Source organism: Paracoccus alcaliphilus (assembly GCF_028553725.1).
GTDB lineage: Bacteria > Pseudomonadota > Alphaproteobacteria > Rhodobacterales > Rhodobacteraceae > Paracoccus > Paracoccus alcaliphilus.
In genome coordinates this window covers 1,688,444-1,704,632 of sequence record NZ_CP067124.1, presented here as the reverse complement: position 1 = coordinate 1,704,632, position 16,189 = coordinate 1,688,444, and the positions used below count along the sequence as shown (strand labels likewise).

Here is a 16,189-nt window from a genome sequence, read left to right as displayed (position 1 = left end):
ACGATCAGCCCAAGCGTCGCAACAGGCGCAGCGAGAGCGCATAAGGCAAGGCCCGCACCAGCTTCATCACCCAGGTGAAGCGGCGCGGGAAATGGATCTCGAATCCCCGCCGCTGCATCCCGCGCAGCACCGCCTCTGCCGCCTGCTCGGGAGTGATGATTGCGGGCATGGCAAAGTCGTTTCTTGCTGTCAATCTGGTCTGGACGAAGCCAGGACAGACCAGCCGCACGTCCACGCGCGGTGCTAGTTCGACCGCAAGCGTTTCGGCCAGGTTGTTCACCGCAGCCTTGGTCGCTGAATAAGGCTGCCCCCCCGGCAGACCGATATAGCCCGCAACCGAGCCGAACAGCACCAACTGTCCACCGTCGCGCAGCAGCGGGGGGCATTGGCGGGCGACCTCGATCATGCCCAGGATGTTGACCCGCACCATCGCCTCGGCTTGGGCGGGGTCGATGTCGGCGACGCGACCGGGATCATAAAGCGCGGCGGTGCAGATGATCGCATCGAGCGGCGCCTCAAGCGCAAGCCGCTTCACCACCGCTGCCAGCGTTTCGGGTTGTCCCAGATCCAGCGGCAGGGCCTGCGCACCGCCGCATTCCGTGGCCAGCACCTCCAGCGCGTCACCATCGCGGGCGGAAAGGATCAGCTGCGCACCTTGCCCGGCCAGCGCCCGGGCAAGTGCAGCGCCGATCCCGGCGCTGGCACCAATGATCCAGATGCGGCGGCCTGCATGGCCCATCCTTCAAATCCGGAAGATCGGCTGCAACAGCCGCGGGATCAGCGCGCGAAAGCGCAGGGGCGCATCTGTTGCCGCCAGGCAGATGCAAGGCTCGCCTGGGCCGGCCACGGGTTGGTGGTCGATCTCGTCATGCGCCACTTCTACGTCGCCGCGATGAAATGCGCCCGCACTGTCGGAAAAGCTGCCCTGCAGCACCAGCGTCAATTCCTGCCCGCTATGCCCGTGTTCGGGCACGGCCTTGCCCGGCGGGATATACAACAACCGCAGCGAGCCTTCACGATCGGTGGTCAGGATCTGCTGGCGGATGCCACCGCCCATCATGCGCCAGTGCGGCGGCCTTCCGCCCAATTCGTGCATCACAGCCGAGGGAAACGGGCCAGAGGCGCGCGGGGGCGGTTTCGGCGCCGGTGCGTCCAGTGCCGCCATCATACGGTCGCGTGCATCGGCGCGCAGGTTTGCACCCTCTGCACCCAGCAAAAACGCGCCGCCGATCATGTCTGCCGCCTCGTGGCGGGCGCGGCATTGGTCGCAAAGTGACAGATGCGCAGCCACGACCACGCCGAAGGCATGTGGCAAGGTTCCAGCGCGATACGCGTCAAGCATGTCGTCGGGGATGTGGTGGCGGATGGCGGTCATGGTGCTATCTTCTTCAGCTCGTGCCGGAGGCGTTCAAGGCCAAGGCGGATGCGGGACTTGATGGTGCCAAGCGGCAAGCCCGTCATTTCACTGATACGGCTATGGGGAACGTCATCGAAATAGGCGGCGCGCAGCGCCTCGACCTGTTCGGGAGCGAGTCGCGCAAGTGCCTCGGCCAGGTGGCGCGCCTCCTGCTGCAGAGCGATGATCTGGTCTGCGTCGGGTTCCAGGCTCTCAAGCTCGGGCATCTCGTCGGGTTGTGCCAGCGGGCGGCGGCGCGCCATGTCGATGCGCCGGTTCCGGGCAATGCCATAGATCCAACCGGCCGCGTCGGCGCGATGCGGGTCAAACTGCCCTGCCTTGTGCCAGACCGCAAGCATCACATCCTGCACCACATCCTCGGCAGTGCCGTCGCGCAGCCCGCCGCGCAGCATCATCGCCTTGATCCTTGGGGCAAAATGGTCAAAGAGCCGTCCGAACGCCGCGCGGTCACGGCTGTCGCGGACAGCGATCAAATCTCGACTCAACTCGGAAAGATCACCCATCGGCTGCTGACTCACCACTGTGGCACCCACGGCACCGCTATCGACCAGTGGCGGTGCCATCGGACTGAGCGTTCTATAAGTGCAAGGCTCGACAGGTGCAAATGCAGTGTTCATGCCATGCAATACGGGTGACAAGGCGTAGCAGATCATTCTTACGGCAATTTTTCGGTTTGATTGATCCAAGGCCAGGTTCCACGCGTAAGCTTGTCGAAGAGTTAGTGGAGTCCAGATGCCTTTTGACATCACCAACGGCGCGCCGCAGCGAATTGCCATCGTCGGCGGGGGCATATCGGGCCTGGCTTGCGCATGGGTTCTGTCGCGCCACCATCATGTTACGTTATACGAAGAAGCGATCCGGCTTGGCGGCCACGCGCGCACGGTCCTTGCCGGCAAGCGGGGCGATCAGCCGGTCGATACCGGGTTCATCGTGTTCAACCATGTCAATTACCCGCATCTGACGGCGATGTTTCGCGACCTTGACGTGCCAATCGCCAAAAGCGACATGAGCTTTGGCGTCTCGCTGGACGCTGGCGGGGTGGAATATGCGCTGCGGTCCGGCAATGCGCTGTTCGGCCAGCGCCGCAACATCGTGGACCCGCGCTTTCACCTGATGATCCGCGACATCCTGCGCTTCAATGCCGGGGCCGAGGCCGAAGTGGCGGCAGCGCCCGAGATGACCATCGCCGCCCTGATCGCGCGGATGCGTCTGGGTGCACGATTTCGCGACCATTACCTTTATCCGTTCTGCGGGGCGATCTGGTCCACGCCCGATCACGACATCGGGGCCTTCCCGGCCCGTGCGATGGTGCGGTTCATGCGCAACCACGGGCTATTGTCGCGCGGCCAGCATCACCCGTGGTGGACGGTGGACGGCGGCTCGATCTCCTATGTCGAGCGCCTGTTGGCGGCGCTGGTGCAGGCCGGAGTCGATCTGCGCCCCGGCACTTCCGTGGGGGCGGTCACGCGCAGCGGCGAGACCGTAACCCTGCGCGCCAAAGGGGCAGAGGCCGAAAGTTTCGATCATGTCATCCTTGCAACCCATGCCGATCAGGCGCTCGCGATGCTGAGTGATGCTGACGGGACCGAACAGGCCGCCCTTTCGGCAATCCGGTTCCAGCCCAACCACGCTGTCCTTCACGCAGACCCATCCGTGATGCCGCGCCGCCGTAGATGTTGGAGTTCATGGGTCAGCCGGGGCGATACCGGGCGAGCGGGTGTGGCCGTCACCTATTGGATGAACAGGCTGCAGAATATCCCGGACGACGATCCGCTGTTTGTCACGCTGAACGCGGGTGACGGGATCGACCCGCGTTTGATCTACGATCAGGTAACCTTCCGTCATCCGATCTTTGATCTTACGGCGTTGGACGCACAGGCGCGGATTGCCGCGATGCAGGGCAATCGCAACACCTGGTTTGCTGGAGCATGGCTGCGCAACGGCTTTCACGAAGACGGCTTTGCCAGCGCCATGCGCATCGCGCGGCGGTTGCTGCCTGTGGCGGTGCTGCCATGACCCTCGCCGCGCGGCTTGAGGCGGGTGAGGTGCTGGCGATGCCCGCGCTGGTGACCCATGCCCGGCGCGGTGCCCTGCGCCACACATTCCGTACCCATGCCGATCATCTGCTGCTGGCGCCTGAACATTTTCACCCGCCCCGGCTGATGGGGCATAACAGGTTTGGCCTGATCGCCTTTTACGACTCCGACCACGGCGGCCCGCGTGGCGCGGGCACCGGCGCCCACTGGGCCTGGGCGCAGTTCGGCGCGGCCGGGATCGCCCGCCGTCCGGGGCTGGTGCTGGTGCTGGTGACGCAGCCACGTTTCTTGGGCTACTGGTTCAACCCAGTCAGCTTCTGGATGCTGATCCAGGGCGACGCGCTGATCGCCGCGATTGCCGAGGTCAACAACACCTTCGGCCAACGCCACAGTTATCTGCTGGCCCGCCCCGACCTTGCGCCGATTACCGCTGAAACGGAACTGACCGCGCGCAAGGTGTTTCACGTCTCGCCCTTTCAGGACGTGGCGGGGGAGTATCATTTCCGCTTTGCCCTGCACCCCGACCGCATCGCCATCCGCATCGCACAACAGGACGGCGCGGGCGGCATCGACACCGCCATGACAGGGCGCCTGGTGCCGCTGACCACCCTCGGGGTTCTTGCAACAAGTTTTCGCCGGCCGGGCGGTGCGCTGCGGGTGATTGCCCAGATCTATTGGCACGCGCTGCGCCTGAAACTCAAAGGCGCTGCCTATCGCCGCGTTCCCACCCCACCCGATCAGGAAATCAGTCGATGAGCCTTGCGACACGCTCCCTCAAGTCCCGCTTTCTTTCCGCCCTTGAAGGGATCGGCGATGGAATCCTGACCCTTACCACGCCCGAGGGCACGCGCCACCGCTTTGGCAGCGCCGGCCCCGAGGCGGACTTGCAGATCCGCGACTGGCGGCTGCTTCCGCGTCTGGCGCTGCGCGGCGATGTGGGCTTGGGCGAAGGCTGGATCGCCGGCGAGTGGCACAGCGAGACGCTGGAGGGGACGCTGTCGCTGGCCCTGCGCAACCTTGGCCTTCGGGCCGGTTGGGGAGAGCCGGGGCGGCTTCAGGCCATGCGAATGCGGCTGGTCGACCGACTGATGCGGCCAAACAGTCTGCGTGGATCGCGGCGCAATATCCGCGCGCATTACGATGTGGGGAACGAGTTCTACCAGTTGTGGCTTGATCCCGGCATGACCTATTCCTCGGCACTGTTTGGTGAAGGCGATGATCTGCCGCGCGCGCAGGCCCGCAAGAACGCGCGCATCCTGGCGCAACTGACACCGGGCGAAAGCCTGCTGGAAATCGGCTGCGGCTGGGGCGGGTTCGCCGAAGCTGCTGCGGATCACGGCCATGACGTGACCGCGATCACGCTGTCGCCCTCGCAAAAGGGCTATGCCGATGCCCGGCTGGATGGCCGCGCCGAGGTGCGGCTTCAGGATTACCGTCAGGTGACGGGCAGCTTTGACAACATCGTGTCGATCGAGATGATCGAGGCGGTGGGAGAACGCTATTGGCCGACCTATTTCGCCACCCTCAAGGCGCGGCTGGCACCGGGTGGGCGGGCGGTCTTGCAGGCGATCACCGTGCCTGATGCCGAGTTTTCGGTATATCGCCGCCGCTCGGATTTCATCCGTCAGCATGTCTTTCCCGGCGGCATGCTGCCCTGTTCTGCGATCATCATCCATGAGGCCGCAAAGGCCGGGCTGCGCGTCCAAGACAGCCACGCTTTCGGCCCGGATTATGCCCGCACCTGCCGGATCTGGTGCGAGAGGATGATGCAACAGCGCCCGCGCATCGAGCGGCTTGGCTATGGTGACGCGTTCCTGCGCGGCTGGCAGTTCTATCTGGAGGGCTGCGCCGCTGCCTTTGCCACAGGGCGCTGCGATGTGGTGCAGGTGACGCTTGACCACGCGGATGCGGCGGCTTGAATGACGGCGCCCGGCATCCTCTGGCTGACCCGTGATTTTCGTCTGCATGACAACCCCGCGCTTCAGGCCGCCATTGCCGATGGTCCACTGCTGCCGGTTTTCATCATCGACCGGCTGACCATGACGCAGGGCGCGGCCAGCCGCTGGCGGCTGATGCGCGCGCTGCAATCGCTGGATGCCACCCTTCGGCAACGCACCGGCGGCAAGGGCATCACGATCCTGCGCGGCGAGGCGGATGAGATCCTGCCACCGTTGATGAAGCGGCTGGGAGTGCGCAGGCTGCACCAGTCCGACTGGCCCACATCCGAAATGCGGACGCTGCAAGGCCGCATGCGGGCGGCCCTGCGGCCTGCGGGTGCCGAGCTGGTCCTGCATCCGGGCCATCTTCTGGTGCACCCCCGGGCGATCCGAACAGGCAATGGGGGCGCCTATCGGGTCTATTCCCCCTTTGCGCGGGCAGTGCGGCAGCTCGGCCCCGATCGGCCCGCCGCTGACGCGCCGCGGCGGATCACAGCTTGCACCGAGCCGCTTCAGGGGCTTGATCCACTGAAACTGGATCTCGCTCCGGACCTGCACCGTGGCCGCGCCGCCTTGGAGCAGTTTGCCCCGCCTGCGGGCGAAGGCGCCGCGCTTGCCCGGCTGGACGACTTTCTCGACCGAGCCTCTGCCTATCCCGGCGGGCGTGATCGCCCCGATCTCGACGCGACTTCCGGCCTCTCCGATCATCTTGCGGTGGGAGAAATCAGTCCACGCGTGGTCTGGGCCAGAGCCATGCTGAGGGCCGAGGTGTCGCCCGAACACGCAGCCGGCATCGGCAAGTTCCTGTCCGAAGTGATCTGGCGCGACTTTTCCTGGCATCTGCTGATCGAGTTCCCGCAGATGCCGGTTGCCTGCTGCCGTCCCGAATGGGAGGGCTTTCCCTGGCGCAAAGACGCCCCCGAGCTGATCGGCTGGCAGCGGGCGGAAACCGGGGTGGCGCTGGTCGATGCCGGATTGCGCCAGATGTGGTTGACGGGCCGGATGCACAACCGCGTGCGCATGGTGGTTGCAAGCTGGCTGACCAAGCATCTGCTGATCGACTGGCGCGCGGGGCTGGCGCATTTCGCCGATTGCCTGACCGATTGGGACCCGGCCGCCAATGCGATGAACTGGCAATGGGTGGCGGGCTGCGGCCCCGATGCGGCGCCCTATTTCCGCATCTTCAACCCCGAGAGGCAGGCGGAACAATACGACCCTCAGGGCGATTATCGCCGGCGCTGGCTTGCTGGATTTGACGTTGCCTCTTACCCAGAGGCTGAGGTCTGGCTGCAAAGCATTCCACCGGCGTGGAACCGCGGACCTTGGCTCCCCGGTCCCCCATCCATGCTGGCCAAGGGGCGCAATGCCGCGCTGGCGGCCTTGGCACAGTTTCGCGCCACCATATCGGAGACCTGAAATGAATGACCGCAACGCAAGGATCATCATACTGCTGTTGGCTGTGGGTTTTGCCGTTTCGCCCGTCCTGTCGAATGGCTTTGGCGGCTTTTACACGGAAAGCTTTCCCGTGCAGGTGGACCGCTGGCCCGCCCAACCCGTTGGATGGGCCTTTTCAATCTGGGGGCTGATCTATTTGGGGCTGATTCTTGCCTCGGTATGGGCTCTTTGGCGCCCTGAAACCATGCCGGGCTGGGGGCGCGCTGCCTGGCCCCATGGCATCAGCCTGTTCATCGGCGTGTTCTGGATCGAGGCTGCCCTCCGTTCCCCATCGATCGCCACGGCGATGATCCTGGTGATGGCGGCGGCTGCGATCATGGCGATGCTGCGGGTCGGGCCCGGCTGGCGCGAATGGGCACCCATCGGGCTATACACCGGCTGGCTGACGGCTGCATCAGGGGTCGCCCTGTCGGTGGTGGCGACGGGATATGGCATATTGCCGCCGCGAACAGCCGCCATTGCGCTGATCATTTGCGTCCTGATTGCGGCTGTTGCGGTCGCCTTCGTCCGTCCGCACGTCTGGTCCTATCGCGCCGGTGTCATCTGGGCATTGTTCGGCGTCATTGTGGCCAATGCGGGCGCCGGCGACTGGCTGATCGCCATGATCTGCGGCGCGGGAATCATCATGCTCGCAATGTTCGACCGGTTCATCCCCAAATCCAGCCGCGGCTGATCGCTATAAAACGCTACCCCGGCTGATACAGCCGGGGTCTATCTGGTTTACATATGATCAACTGTGCCATTCGCCTCAGTTGGCAGGAGGCATGATCACCGCGTCGATGACATGAATCACTCCGTTCGAGGCCGCGATATCGGCCGTGGTGATGTTGGCGTCATTGACTTTCGCGCCGCCATCAAGCGTGAAGGTCACCTCGCCGCCCTGAACCGTGGCTGCCGACATCCCCTCGGTCAGATCCGAAGACATGACCGCACCCGGAACCACGTGATAGGTCAGGATCGAGACCAGTTGATCCTTGTTTTCCGGCTTCAGCAGCGTGTCCACGGTCCCTTCGGGAAGGGCCGCAAAGGCCGCGTCCGTCGGCGCGAAGACAGTGAAGGGACCTTCACCTTTCAGCGTGTCCACCAGCCCGGCCGCCTGAACCGCAGCAACCAGCGTCGTGAAATCGCCCGCGGCAACTGCCGTATCAACAATGTCCGAGGTCGCATCTTGCGCCATGGCGGCACCTGCCAGCATGGTCGTTGCCGCAGCCCCCATCAGAAACTTGCGTAGCATTCCGTTTCTCCATTGTGTCAAGTAGTGTTTCGCAGAGGACAATATCCGTACCCTCCATCGTCATTACGCAGGTCGCCCCCGGACGGATCAAACTTGCGGACAGGAAAAATTCGATTTGCGTGCGCGGATGTCCAAATCGACCAGATCATGCCGGAAGCAGCAGGTGTGTCAGACATTCCCTGGCACTAGAGCGGGATGAGGAAAAGTGTGAAGCGGTTTTCCGCCCGCATCCTGCTCTATCTCTTTGGAATAGATCGCGCTTATGAATTCAGGTCGATTCGACCTGAATTCATCTCGATCTATGGCACCATGGCGCCGTGCGGCCGTAACGTGTGACAGGCTCACGCTTGGTGAACATTTGTGCCCATTTCCGCACGCGACATGTGGCGCCGCAACTGCCATCGTCGCCCTGCCGCTTTTTTACATCGTGAATCTTTGAGATTGGCCGGGCGGTGCCCTGCGGTCGAGGCGTCTGGCGCTTCCTTCAATGCCACTGCCCGGTCCGGTTTTCAGTGGCACGCGCGCGCCTGGTCGCGCGTGACAGCGTATTCGCTCAGTATTTCCGCGATCATTGATCCCTCCGGTAGCCGGGCCAGTTCCTCGGCTGCCCGCGCCTGGAACTCCCGGCCATACTCGACCACGGGCGGGCACGTCGCGAGCCTGCCGTCCTCAGAACGAACCGTCCCGCAGCCGTTCAGCAAGCTCGTGGTGATCGCGAGGACGGCGAGCCGCCACTTCCAGCATCCGGCGTTGGACATCATTGGCCTTCTCCATGGTTTCAAGGCGTTCGGCGAGGCGTCCCGCTCGCTCCCCGGAGCGCCGAAGCGAAAGCAGGAACAGGAGCACTGCCAGCGCGATGGCTCCGTAGCGCAGCGCCGCCCGCATCCATGGGCTCGTGGCGATCCCGCTGAGGAGCCCGCCGATCACCGCCGCCCTGAACTGATGCGGTGGATGCCCCCACCCATCGGCATCTCTTATGCCATGATGGTTGCATCGAAACCGAACGGAGGGCACATCAATGATGACAACGATCAGCATGTTGGCGATCGACTTGGCGAAGGGCAGTTTCCAGGTCTGCGCGATCGGGCTGGATGGGGCGGTTCTATATAACCGTGTGCTGTCGCGGACCCGTCTGACGAATCTCCTTGCCGAACAGTCGGCCTGCGTGGTGGCGATGGAGGCCTGCGCCACGTCGCATTACTGGGGCCGGGTGGCGCAGTCCCACGGTCACGAGGTGCGTCTGGTGCCAGCGGTGTATGTGAAACCGTTCGTGAAACGACAGAAAAACGACAAGGCGGATGCCGAAGCCATCGCCGAGGCCGCGTCGCGCCCGACCATGCGGTTCGTGGCCGTGAAGAGTGCCGAGACGCAGGGCCGCGCAGTGGCGTTTCGGACGCATCAATGTCTGGTGCGGCAGCGCACGCAGCTCATCAACGCCCTCCGCGGACATCTGGCCGAGTTCGGGCTGGTGGCGCCGAAGGGGCCCGCGAGCCTGAAGGTTCTGGAGAATGCACTGGCAGATCCGGCCAGCGATGTGCCAGGCCATGTTCGGGAGATGGGCGCGATCTACGTCGAGCAGATCGCGAGGTTGACAGAGGTGATCGGACGACTGGCGGAAGAACTCGAGGCCGCATCAAGGACAGATACGCAACTTCGTCGGCTGTGCACCATCCCCGGGATCGGCCCGGTCACCGCCGGAGCTGTTGCGGCATTCGCACCGGATCTTGCCACGTTCGACAGTGGGCGCAACTTCGCCGCTTGGCTCGGCCTGGTGCCGAGACAGAGGTCGACGGGTGGAAAAACCAGACTGGGTTCGGTCAGCAAAATGGGGCAGACCGATATCCGCCGCCTGCTGATCGTCGGCGCCATGAGTGTGATCCGCTGGGTCGTCCGCAAGGGGGGCAGCGCGAACCGTTGGCTGGCCGCGCTGGTGATGCGCAAGCCGAAGATGGTCGCGGCCGTTGCGCTGGCGAACAAGATGGCCCGGATGATCTGGGCGCTGACGACAAAAGAACAGGATTACAGAATGGCGTGACCCGAGCCCGGAAAGGGGCGACGGCACGGCATGGCCGAAAGGCCGGGGTGAGCGATCGACGAGGAGTAGGCGACACGGACTTCGAAGTTCAAGGCAGGAAGATTCAGTCCCGGGGCTCGAGCGCATGCAGCTCTCTGAACCGATGTGAACCCAGCCTTCCGAACAGCATACCGGCCCGTGGCGTCGTGGAAGGCCACGCTGAGAGGCCTGACACACGTCCGATCGAAGACCCCGCCGACAAACCGAAGATTTAGCTTGCCAAACCGGGGGTATCCACACACGCCCCGGGTTTACCGGAGAGTTTCTGGTTCAATGATTAGGCTGCTTTTTGGGCAGCGTTCAAGCTTGCGTAGAATTTCTCCTCTGCTTCGTTGGGGGTGATGTAACCGATGGCGCTGTGCAGGCGCGTCTTGTTATACCAGTCGACCCACTTCAGGGTTTCCCACTCGACCTGGCCCACGGATTTCCAGGGGCCCAGGAACTTGATGACCTCGGTCTTGAACAGGCCGATGATGCTTTCGGCCAGGGCATTGTCATAGGAATCCCCGACGCTGCCGACCGAGGTATCGATGCCTGCCTCAGCCAGTCTCTCGGTGTATCGGATCGACAGATACTGGCTGCCCCGATCACTGTGATGGATCAGCTTATCGGCCTCGCCCGGCGCACGCTGGCAGATGGCCTGGTTCAGGGCATCGAGGACGAAGCCGGTCGCCATCGATGTCGAGACGCGCCAACCGACGATCTTTCGGGCGAAGACGTCGATGACAAAGGCGACATACACCATGCCCTGCCAGCTGGAGACATAGGTGAAATCGCTGACCCACAGCTGGTTCGGCATATCGGCGACGAAGACTCGGTTCACCTTGTCGTCCGGGCAAGGCTGTACGGCATCGGGATTGGTCGTGACGACCTTCTTGCCGCGCACAACGCCTTGCAATCCCATGACTTTCATCAGCCGCTCCACCGTGCAGCGGGCAATGTCGCGCCCCTCGCGGCGCAACTGGTGCCAAACCTTACGCGCGCCATATCGGCCTCTGCTGCCGTCGAATATCTGCTTGATGGCGGTCATGTCCTTCCGGTCCTGCCTGGCCCGATCCGATGCCAGGGCGGGATCACGCTCCACAGCCTTGAAGCTGTAGAACGTCGATGGTGCGATCCCCAGAACCCGGCAGATCGGCCCGACACCAAAGACGCCACGGTGATCATCGAGAAATGCGATCATTTGCGGAACGGGCGGTCGAGTATCCGTCTTGGTCAAGGGCGGTCAGGCAGCCAATCGCGCCTCTCTCGCAGCAAGGTGTTTGCGAGGATTATGATGCGCCGCATGATGGCGGTAATGGCGACCTTCTTCGCCTTGCCGGCCTTGAGCAGCTGCTGATACTTGTCGTGAAGATCTCTGTTAAAGCGGATGGCGACAAGCGCAGGCATATAGATCGCGCGCCGAATGGATGATCGCCCCCCGGTGATCCGCTCCTTGCCCTGCCACTTTCCAGACTGCTGCGTCATTGGCGCGAGTCCGGCCAGAGCGGTGATCTTCTTACCGTCGAGATGCCCAAGTTCCGGCATGTCGATCAGCATGGTGGTCGCGGTCAGACGACCAATTCCCGGGATGGTCATCAAACGACGAATACGCTCTTCAAGGGTGCCGCGCTGCTTGGCGATCTGCGCGATGATCTCGTCAAGTGCCTGGATATCGGCACCGATGTCCTCAATGCGGCGTCCAAGCTGTTCTCGCACGAGTGGGTTCAGTGCAGTGGCAAGCCGCGTCTTCGCGGTCACCTGATCTTTGACCAAAGCGCGGCGCGCAGTCAGCAACTCTCTGAGATCATGAACATCTTCGCCTTCGACGTCTTGAGGCGTCAACTCAAGCACAACGCCCATGCGTGCCAGCATTCTGGCGTCGACGCTATCGGTTTTTGCCAATCGCCCAATAGCTTGCGCAAAGCGCCGCGCCTGCTTTGGATTAACTTTGATGAAAGGCAGCCCCGCCAGACTCAGATGTCGCTCGAGCCCCCGGTGATAGGCACCAGTCGCCTCGAAGACGATGAGAACGTCTTCCTCCTTTCCCAGCCAGTCGCACAATTGCCCGAAACCCTCGGGCGTATTGGGCAGGCAGCGTGCCTCGGTCCGGGAATGCCAGAACGCGTCAAGACGGTCTTTCGACACGTCGATGCCGATGGTATCCTTGGCCATCTTTTCTTCCTACCTATGCTTGTCGTTCGGGCCCGCAGCCCACGTATCCGTTCAGGTCGCTAGAAAAGACGGGGGCTCGTCAAACTCGACCGCGGTCCTGCAAGACCAAGCTCCGCACGACGCCACCCCCGCCGCTGCCCCGCAGTTTGCGGTGCTGGGCAGCGGCTCCCTTTTGCCTTGGGAGCCGGGAATCCCATAAGACAAGCTCCGCCGCAGCGAAATATGCGCTGGCCTTCTTCAGGATCTCATTGGCCGTGCGCAATTCCCGGTTCTCGCGCTCCAACTCCTTGATCCGGTCCTTCTCCGCACTCGTCAGCCCGCCGCGCTGTCCGGCGTCACGTTCGGCCTGCTGGCACCAGACGCGCAGGCTATCGGGCGAACAGCCAAGCTTCGGCGCGATCGCCTTGTAGGCGGCCGTGTCGCTGGCGTAGTCGGCGCGGTTCTCTCTGAAAAGCCGAACACCGCGTTCGCGAAGCTCGGCAGGATAGGCGGGGGTGAATCTCGGCTGTGTCATAGGGCTCATCCTTTGAGTGTTTTACTCTCCGGTAAACCCGGGGCGTGTGTGGATACCCCCGGTTTGGCAAGCTAAATCTTCGGTTTGTCGGCGGGGTCTTCGATCGGACGTGTGTCAGGCCTCTCAGCGTGGCCTTCCACGACGCCACGGGCCGGTATGCTGTTCGGAAGGCTGGGTTCACATCGGTTCAGAGAGCTGCATGCGCTCGAGCCCCGGGACTGAATCTTCCTGCCTTGAACTTCGAAGTCCGTGTCGCCTACTCCTCGTCGATCGCTCACCCCGGCCTTTCGGCCATGCCGTGCCGTCGCCCCTTTCCGGGCTCGGGTCACGCCATTCTGTAATCCTGTTCTTTTGTCGTCAGCGCCCAGATCATCCGGGCCCTCTTGTTCGCCAGCGCAACGGCCGCGACCATCTTCGGTTTGCGCATCACCAGCGCGGCCAGCCAACGGTTCGCGCTGCCCCCCTTGCGGACAACCCAGCGGATCACACTCATGGCACCGACGATCAGCAGGCGGCGGATATCGGTCTGCCCCATTTTGCTGACCGAACCCAGTCTGGTTTTTCCACCCGTCGACCTCTGTTTCGGCACCAGGCCGAGCCAAGCGGCAAAATTGCGCCCACTGTCGAACGTGGCAAGATCCGGTGCGAATGCCGCAACAGCTCCGGCGGTGACCGGGCCGATCCCGGGGATGGTGCACAGCCGACGAAGTTGCGTATCTGTCCTTGATGCGGCCTCGAGTTCTTCCGCCAGTCGTCCGATCACCTCTGTCAACCTCGCGATCTGCTCGACGTAGATCGCGCCCATCTCCCGAACATGGCCTGGCACATCGCTGGCCGGATCTGCCAGTGCATTCTCCAGAACCTTCAGGCTCGCGGGCCCCTTCGGCGCCACCAGCCCGAACTCGGCCAGATGTCCGCGGAGGGCGTTGATGAGCTGCGTGCGCTGCCGCACCAGACATTGATGCGTCCGAAACGCCACTGCGCGGCCCTGCGTCTCGGCACTCTTCACGGCCACGAACCGCATGGTCGGGCGCGACGCGGCCTCGGCGATGGCTTCGGCATCCGCCTTGTCGTTTTTCTGTCGTTTCACGAACGGTTTCACATACACCGCTGGCACCAGACGCACCTCGTGACCGTGGGACTGCGCCACCCGGCCCCAGTAATGCGACGTGGCGCAGGCCTCCATCGCCACCACGCAGGCCGACTGTTCGGCAAGGAGATTCGTCAGACGGGTCCGCGACAGCACACGGTTATATAGAACCGCCCCGTCCAGCCCGATCGCGCAGACCTGGAAACTGCCCTTCGCCAAGTCGATCGCCAACATGCTGATCGTTGTCATCATTGATGTGCCCTCCGTTCGGTTTCGATGCAACCATCATGGCATAAGAGATGCCGATGGGTGGGGGCATCCACCGCATCAGTTCAATGACCACTTGCCAAACTCCTCTGGCAGGTCCCGCCAGGGCGCACCGGTCCGCGCGACCCAGAAAATACCATCCAGAACAAGTCGATGGTCCGTAGGCTTGCGCCCGTTCGGATGCCGAGCCGCTCGGATGAAGCCCTCAAAGAATGCCCATTCGTCGTCGGACATCAGGTTGCGTGCCAAGCTCATCTCCCATGTAGAGATGAGCTTGAATCACAGCCGACCGCGCAGGGGAATCCTTTTTGTCAACACACCCTAGGACGTTGTCGACCCTTATGCTGCCGGGTTTGCCGCGCCATTCTATGATCCTGTCCAGGCTGCGGATAACCTGTTCGGCGGGCAGCGAAAAGTCGACCTCGATGCCCAGCCCTTCGCGGTTAAAATCATCCAGTACGTTCAGCAGCCGGAACTGGCGGCCATGCCCCGGACAAGATCAGGGCCAATGCCGTCCACGGGCTGGAATACTTCATCGCCCGAAGCCATGAGCCGTGATCAGCAGGATGCCTATTTCCGCGATGCGCTGGACGGGCTCAAGGCGTGCATGTATGCACGCCTTGAGCGCCCGGTAAAACGTAGGTCAGATCAGTTCGATATGATCCCTGATCCAGTCGAATTGCTCTCCGGGGATATGAAGGCGATTGCCGTTCCCGAAAACCAGATGCAGCCCAGTGGTCAGGTCGTTCGCATATGTTGCGAGGTCGTCCAGCGTGGGATTGGCCTCGCGCAGCAATCCGGAATCGATCTGAAGGAAGTCTCTGTCACGCTCGAAGTCAAGGATCAGGTCGCGCCCCGCACGGAAGACAAAGGTGTCAACTCCAGCGCCGCCCGTCAGCGTATCATTCCCCGCCCCGCCGTCCAGAAAGTCCTTTCCGGCACCGCCATTCAGGCTGTCATTCCCCGCCATTCCAAGCAGAGTGTCATTCCCCGCCCCGCCGAATAATGTGTCGGTCCCGGCACCGCCATTGAGCAGATCATTCCCTTTGCCGCCTTCAAGCAAGTCGGTGCCGGCATCCCCGAACAGACGATCATGCCCGTCTCCCCCCTTCAACGTATCACTTCCGTTACCGCCGCGCAGTGTGTCGGCACCAGGTCCACCGTCCAGAAGGTCATGCCCGTTACCGCCGCGCAACAGGTCATTCCCGCCTCCGCCCAATAGGCTGTCATTGCCCGCCCCGCCATCCAGCGTGTCGGTGCCGGCATTGCCATGCAGATAGTCACCACCGCTGCCGCCGACGAGTGAATCATTCCCCTCCCCACCGAGCAACTGATCGTTTCCGGCACCGCCCAGAAGCGTGTCGTGTCCGCCATTCCCATGCAGCGCGTCAACGCCGCCACGACCCTCCAACAGATCATTCCCCGCCCCGCCATTCACATGGTCGGGCCCGGACCAGCCGAGGAAATGATCGTTTCCACCTTTCAGGTCGATGGCGCGATTATAGTTGGCAATCATGCTCAGCCCGCTGAAATCGAACCGGTCGTCCTGGCGTGTTCCCGACACGTTTCCAAACGCGAAGTCCAGTTCTTCAATACTATCAAAACGGTTGCTGGGAAAAATCAACTTGGACAAAGAAATGTCGCTCCACAGCTCGATCCTGTCCCGGCCCGCGCCGCCAAGAAAGCGATCCTGGGCAAGGTCGGCACCATCTGCGATGAAAAGGTCATTGCCCGCGCCCCCGCGCAGAATATCACGCCCGGCTCCGCCAACCAGCGTGTCGTTGCCTTTTCCTCCGTTGACGGTGTCATTCCCACCCATCCCGCTGATATTGTCGCCTTGTTCGGTTCCGTTCAGCAGGTCGCCGGCTTCAGTGCCTATAATGTATGCCATATCCAATACCTTAACGCTGATGTTGCCGATAACCGGCAACCACAAATCTAATCCGAATGGTTTCTTATGCCAGTGTTTTTGCGGCGTACCGGTTCAAAATCACCCCGATCAGCAGGTGCA

Annotated in this window: 15 protein-coding genes, 3 pseudogenes and 1 other annotated feature; of the genes and pseudogenes, 6 read left to right on the top strand and 12 right to left on the bottom strand. The window is 62.8% G+C overall.

Annotated features, from left to right (window positions below):
* Positions 1 to 4 precede the first annotated feature (4 nt).
* The 3 genes from JHW40_RS08670 to JHW40_RS08660 are packed head-to-tail and all read right to left on the bottom strand — an operon-like array spanning position 5 to position 1,980.
* Positions 5 to 739: an SDR family NAD(P)-dependent oxidoreductase gene (locus JHW40_RS08670; protein ID WP_062563581.1), complete on the bottom strand. Its 735-nt coding sequence runs from the start codon at positions 737 to 739 to the stop codon at positions 5 to 7.
* Between the two features lie 3 nt (positions 740 to 742).
* Entirely contained in the window at positions 743 to 1,375 is a 633-nt protein-coding gene (locus JHW40_RS08665; protein WP_090617774.1) for a ChrR family anti-sigma-E factor, read from the bottom strand.
* A complete protein-coding gene (locus JHW40_RS08660) occupies positions 1,372 to 1,980 on the bottom strand; it encodes a sigma-70 family RNA polymerase sigma factor (protein WP_244519397.1) in 609 nt (202 codons plus the stop codon). Before JHW40_RS08660 ends, JHW40_RS08665 begins: the two co-directional genes overlap by 4 nt.
* 169 nt (positions 1,981 to 2,149) lie before the next feature.
* On the opposite strand from JHW40_RS08660, the gene JHW40_RS08655 reads away from it, so the two are divergent.
* Genes JHW40_RS08655 through JHW40_RS08635 form a run of 5 tightly spaced genes read left to right on the top strand, consistent with a single transcriptional unit; the run spans position 2,150 to position 7,518 of the window.
* Complete coding sequence (locus tag JHW40_RS08655; protein ID WP_090617778.1) at positions 2,150 to 3,433, top strand: NAD(P)/FAD-dependent oxidoreductase; 1,284 nt, start codon at positions 2,150 to 2,152, stop codon at positions 3,431 to 3,433.
* Positions 3,430 to 4,209, top strand: coding sequence for a DUF1365 domain-containing protein (locus tag JHW40_RS08650; protein ID WP_090617780.1), 780 nt, complete (start codon positions 3,430 to 3,432; stop codon positions 4,207 to 4,209). The genes JHW40_RS08655 and JHW40_RS08650 overlap by 4 nt, the downstream gene beginning before the upstream one ends.
* Positions 4,206 to 5,372, top strand: a complete 1,167-nt coding sequence (locus tag JHW40_RS08645; protein WP_090617782.1) for an SAM-dependent methyltransferase — start codon at positions 4,206 to 4,208, stop codon at positions 5,370 to 5,372. The genes JHW40_RS08650 and JHW40_RS08645 overlap by 4 nt, the downstream gene beginning before the upstream one ends.
* On the top strand, positions 5,373 to 6,806 hold the full coding sequence (locus JHW40_RS08640; RefSeq protein ID WP_090617784.1) for a cryptochrome/photolyase family protein: 1,434 nt from the start codon (positions 5,373 to 5,375) through the stop codon (positions 6,804 to 6,806).
* Between the two features lies 1 nt (position 6,807).
* Positions 6,808 to 7,518 carry a hypothetical protein gene (locus JHW40_RS08635; protein WP_090617786.1) on the top strand — a complete coding sequence of 237 codons (711 nt, stop codon included), beginning with the start codon at positions 6,808 to 6,810 and terminating at the stop codon, positions 7,516 to 7,518.
* 75 nt (positions 7,519 to 7,593) lie between these two features.
* Here the strand turns inward: JHW40_RS08635 and JHW40_RS08630 are convergent, their stop codons facing one another.
* Together JHW40_RS08630 and JHW40_RS08625 are read right to left on the bottom strand one after the other, a co-directional pair.
* Entirely contained in the window at positions 7,594 to 8,079 is a 486-nt protein-coding gene (locus tag JHW40_RS08630) for a fasciclin domain-containing protein (protein ID WP_090617789.1), read from the bottom strand.
* A gap of 669 nt (positions 8,080 to 8,748) precedes the next feature.
* Positions 8,749 to 9,117 (bottom strand): hypothetical protein, encoded by a 369-nt coding sequence (locus tag JHW40_RS08625; protein ID WP_244519398.1) that lies wholly within the window; start codon positions 9,115 to 9,117, stop codon positions 8,749 to 8,751.
* On the opposite strand from JHW40_RS08625, the gene JHW40_RS08620 reads away from it, so the two are divergent.
* The gene (locus JHW40_RS08620) at positions 9,101 to 10,114 is read left to right on the top strand and encodes an IS110 family RNA-guided transposase (RefSeq protein ID WP_272849107.1); all 1,014 of its coding nucleotides are present in this window, start codon (positions 9,101 to 9,103) and stop codon (positions 10,112 to 10,114) included. The two genes, JHW40_RS08625 and JHW40_RS08620, sit on opposite strands and share 17 nt — an antisense overlap.
* A 316-nt stretch (positions 10,115 to 10,430) precedes the next feature.
* Here JHW40_RS08620 and JHW40_RS08615 read toward each other — a convergent pair.
* From JHW40_RS08615 to JHW40_RS08585, 7 genes and pseudogenes are all read right to left on the bottom strand, one after another.
* Positions 10,431 to 11,354, bottom strand: a pseudogene (locus tag JHW40_RS08615) (IS3 family transposase); the annotation flags it as partial.
* Positions 11,262 to 11,377, bottom strand: a sequence feature (AL1L pseudoknot). (Overlaps the previous pseudogene by 93 nt.)
* Positions 11,369 to 12,307 (bottom strand): IS110 family RNA-guided transposase, encoded by a 939-nt coding sequence (locus JHW40_RS08610; protein ID WP_090618144.1) that lies wholly within the window; start codon positions 12,305 to 12,307, stop codon positions 11,369 to 11,371. Its footprint overlaps the feature before it by 9 nt.
* A 79-nt stretch (positions 12,308 to 12,386) precedes the next feature.
* Positions 12,387 to 12,821 carry a transposase gene (locus tag JHW40_RS08605; RefSeq protein WP_272849095.1) on the bottom strand — a complete coding sequence of 145 codons (435 nt, stop codon included), beginning with the start codon at positions 12,819 to 12,821 and terminating at the stop codon, positions 12,387 to 12,389.
* Between the two features lie 325 nt (positions 12,822 to 13,146).
* Positions 13,147 to 14,160 carry an IS110 family RNA-guided transposase gene (locus tag JHW40_RS08600; protein WP_272849106.1) on the bottom strand — a complete coding sequence of 338 codons (1,014 nt, stop codon included), beginning with the start codon at positions 14,158 to 14,160 and terminating at the stop codon, positions 13,147 to 13,149.
* Between the two features lie 87 nt (positions 14,161 to 14,247).
* Positions 14,248 to 14,433 (bottom strand): annotated as a pseudogene (locus JHW40_RS08595) (transposase); the annotation flags it as partial.
* Positions 14,434 to 14,506: 73 nt separating this feature from the next.
* Positions 14,507 to 14,662 (bottom strand): annotated as a pseudogene (locus JHW40_RS08590) (IS3 family transposase); the annotation flags it as partial.
* A 159-nt stretch (positions 14,663 to 14,821) separates the two neighbouring features.
* Positions 14,822 to 16,108, bottom strand: a complete 1,287-nt coding sequence (locus tag JHW40_RS08585) for a calcium-binding protein (protein WP_139208338.1) — start codon at positions 16,106 to 16,108, stop codon at positions 14,822 to 14,824.
* Positions 16,109 to 16,189 lie beyond the last annotated feature (81 nt).

Excerpts from the sequence above, each read along its gene's own strand:
- JHW40_RS08605 (WP_272849095.1), bottom strand. The coding sequence starts at position 12,821 with ATGACACAGCCGAGATTCACCCCCGCCTATCCTGCCGAGCTTCGCGAA.
- JHW40_RS08625 (WP_244519398.1), bottom strand. The coding sequence starts at position 9,117 with ATGCTGATCGTTGTCATCATTGATGTGCCCTCCGTTCGGTTTCGATGC.
- JHW40_RS08655 (WP_090617778.1), top strand. The coding sequence starts at position 2,150 with ATGCCTTTTGACATCACCAACGGCGCGCCGCAGCGAATTGCCATCGTC.
- JHW40_RS08670 (WP_062563581.1), bottom strand. The coding sequence starts at position 739 with ATGGGCCATGCAGGCCGCCGCATCTGGATCATTGGTGCCAGCGCCGGG.
- JHW40_RS08660 (WP_244519397.1), bottom strand. The coding sequence starts at position 1,980 with ATGGCACCGCCACTGGTCGATAGCGGTGCCGTGGGTGCCACAGTGGTG.
- JHW40_RS08665 (WP_090617774.1), bottom strand. The coding sequence starts at position 1,375 with ATGACCGCCATCCGCCACCACATCCCCGACGACATGCTTGACGCGTAT.
- JHW40_RS08650 (WP_090617780.1), top strand. The coding sequence starts at position 3,430 with ATGACCCTCGCCGCGCGGCTTGAGGCGGGTGAGGTGCTGGCGATGCCC.
- JHW40_RS08635 (WP_090617786.1), top strand. The coding sequence starts at position 6,808 with ATGAATGACCGCAACGCAAGGATCATCATACTGCTGTTGGCTGTGGGT.
- JHW40_RS08600 (WP_272849106.1), bottom strand. The coding sequence starts at position 14,160 with ATGACAACGATCAGCATGTTGGCGATCGACTTGGCGAAGGGCAGTTTC.
- JHW40_RS08640 (WP_090617784.1), top strand. The coding sequence starts at position 5,373 with ATGACGGCGCCCGGCATCCTCTGGCTGACCCGTGATTTTCGTCTGCAT.
- JHW40_RS08645 (WP_090617782.1), top strand. The coding sequence starts at position 4,206 with ATGAGCCTTGCGACACGCTCCCTCAAGTCCCGCTTTCTTTCCGCCCTT.
- JHW40_RS08620 (WP_272849107.1), top strand. The coding sequence starts at position 9,101 with ATGACAACGATCAGCATGTTGGCGATCGACTTGGCGAAGGGCAGTTTC.
- JHW40_RS08610 (WP_090618144.1), bottom strand. The coding sequence starts at position 12,307 with ATGGCCAAGGATACCATCGGCATCGACGTGTCGAAAGACCGTCTTGAC.
- JHW40_RS08630 (WP_090617789.1), bottom strand. The coding sequence starts at position 8,079 with ATGCTACGCAAGTTTCTGATGGGGGCTGCGGCAACGACCATGCTGGCA.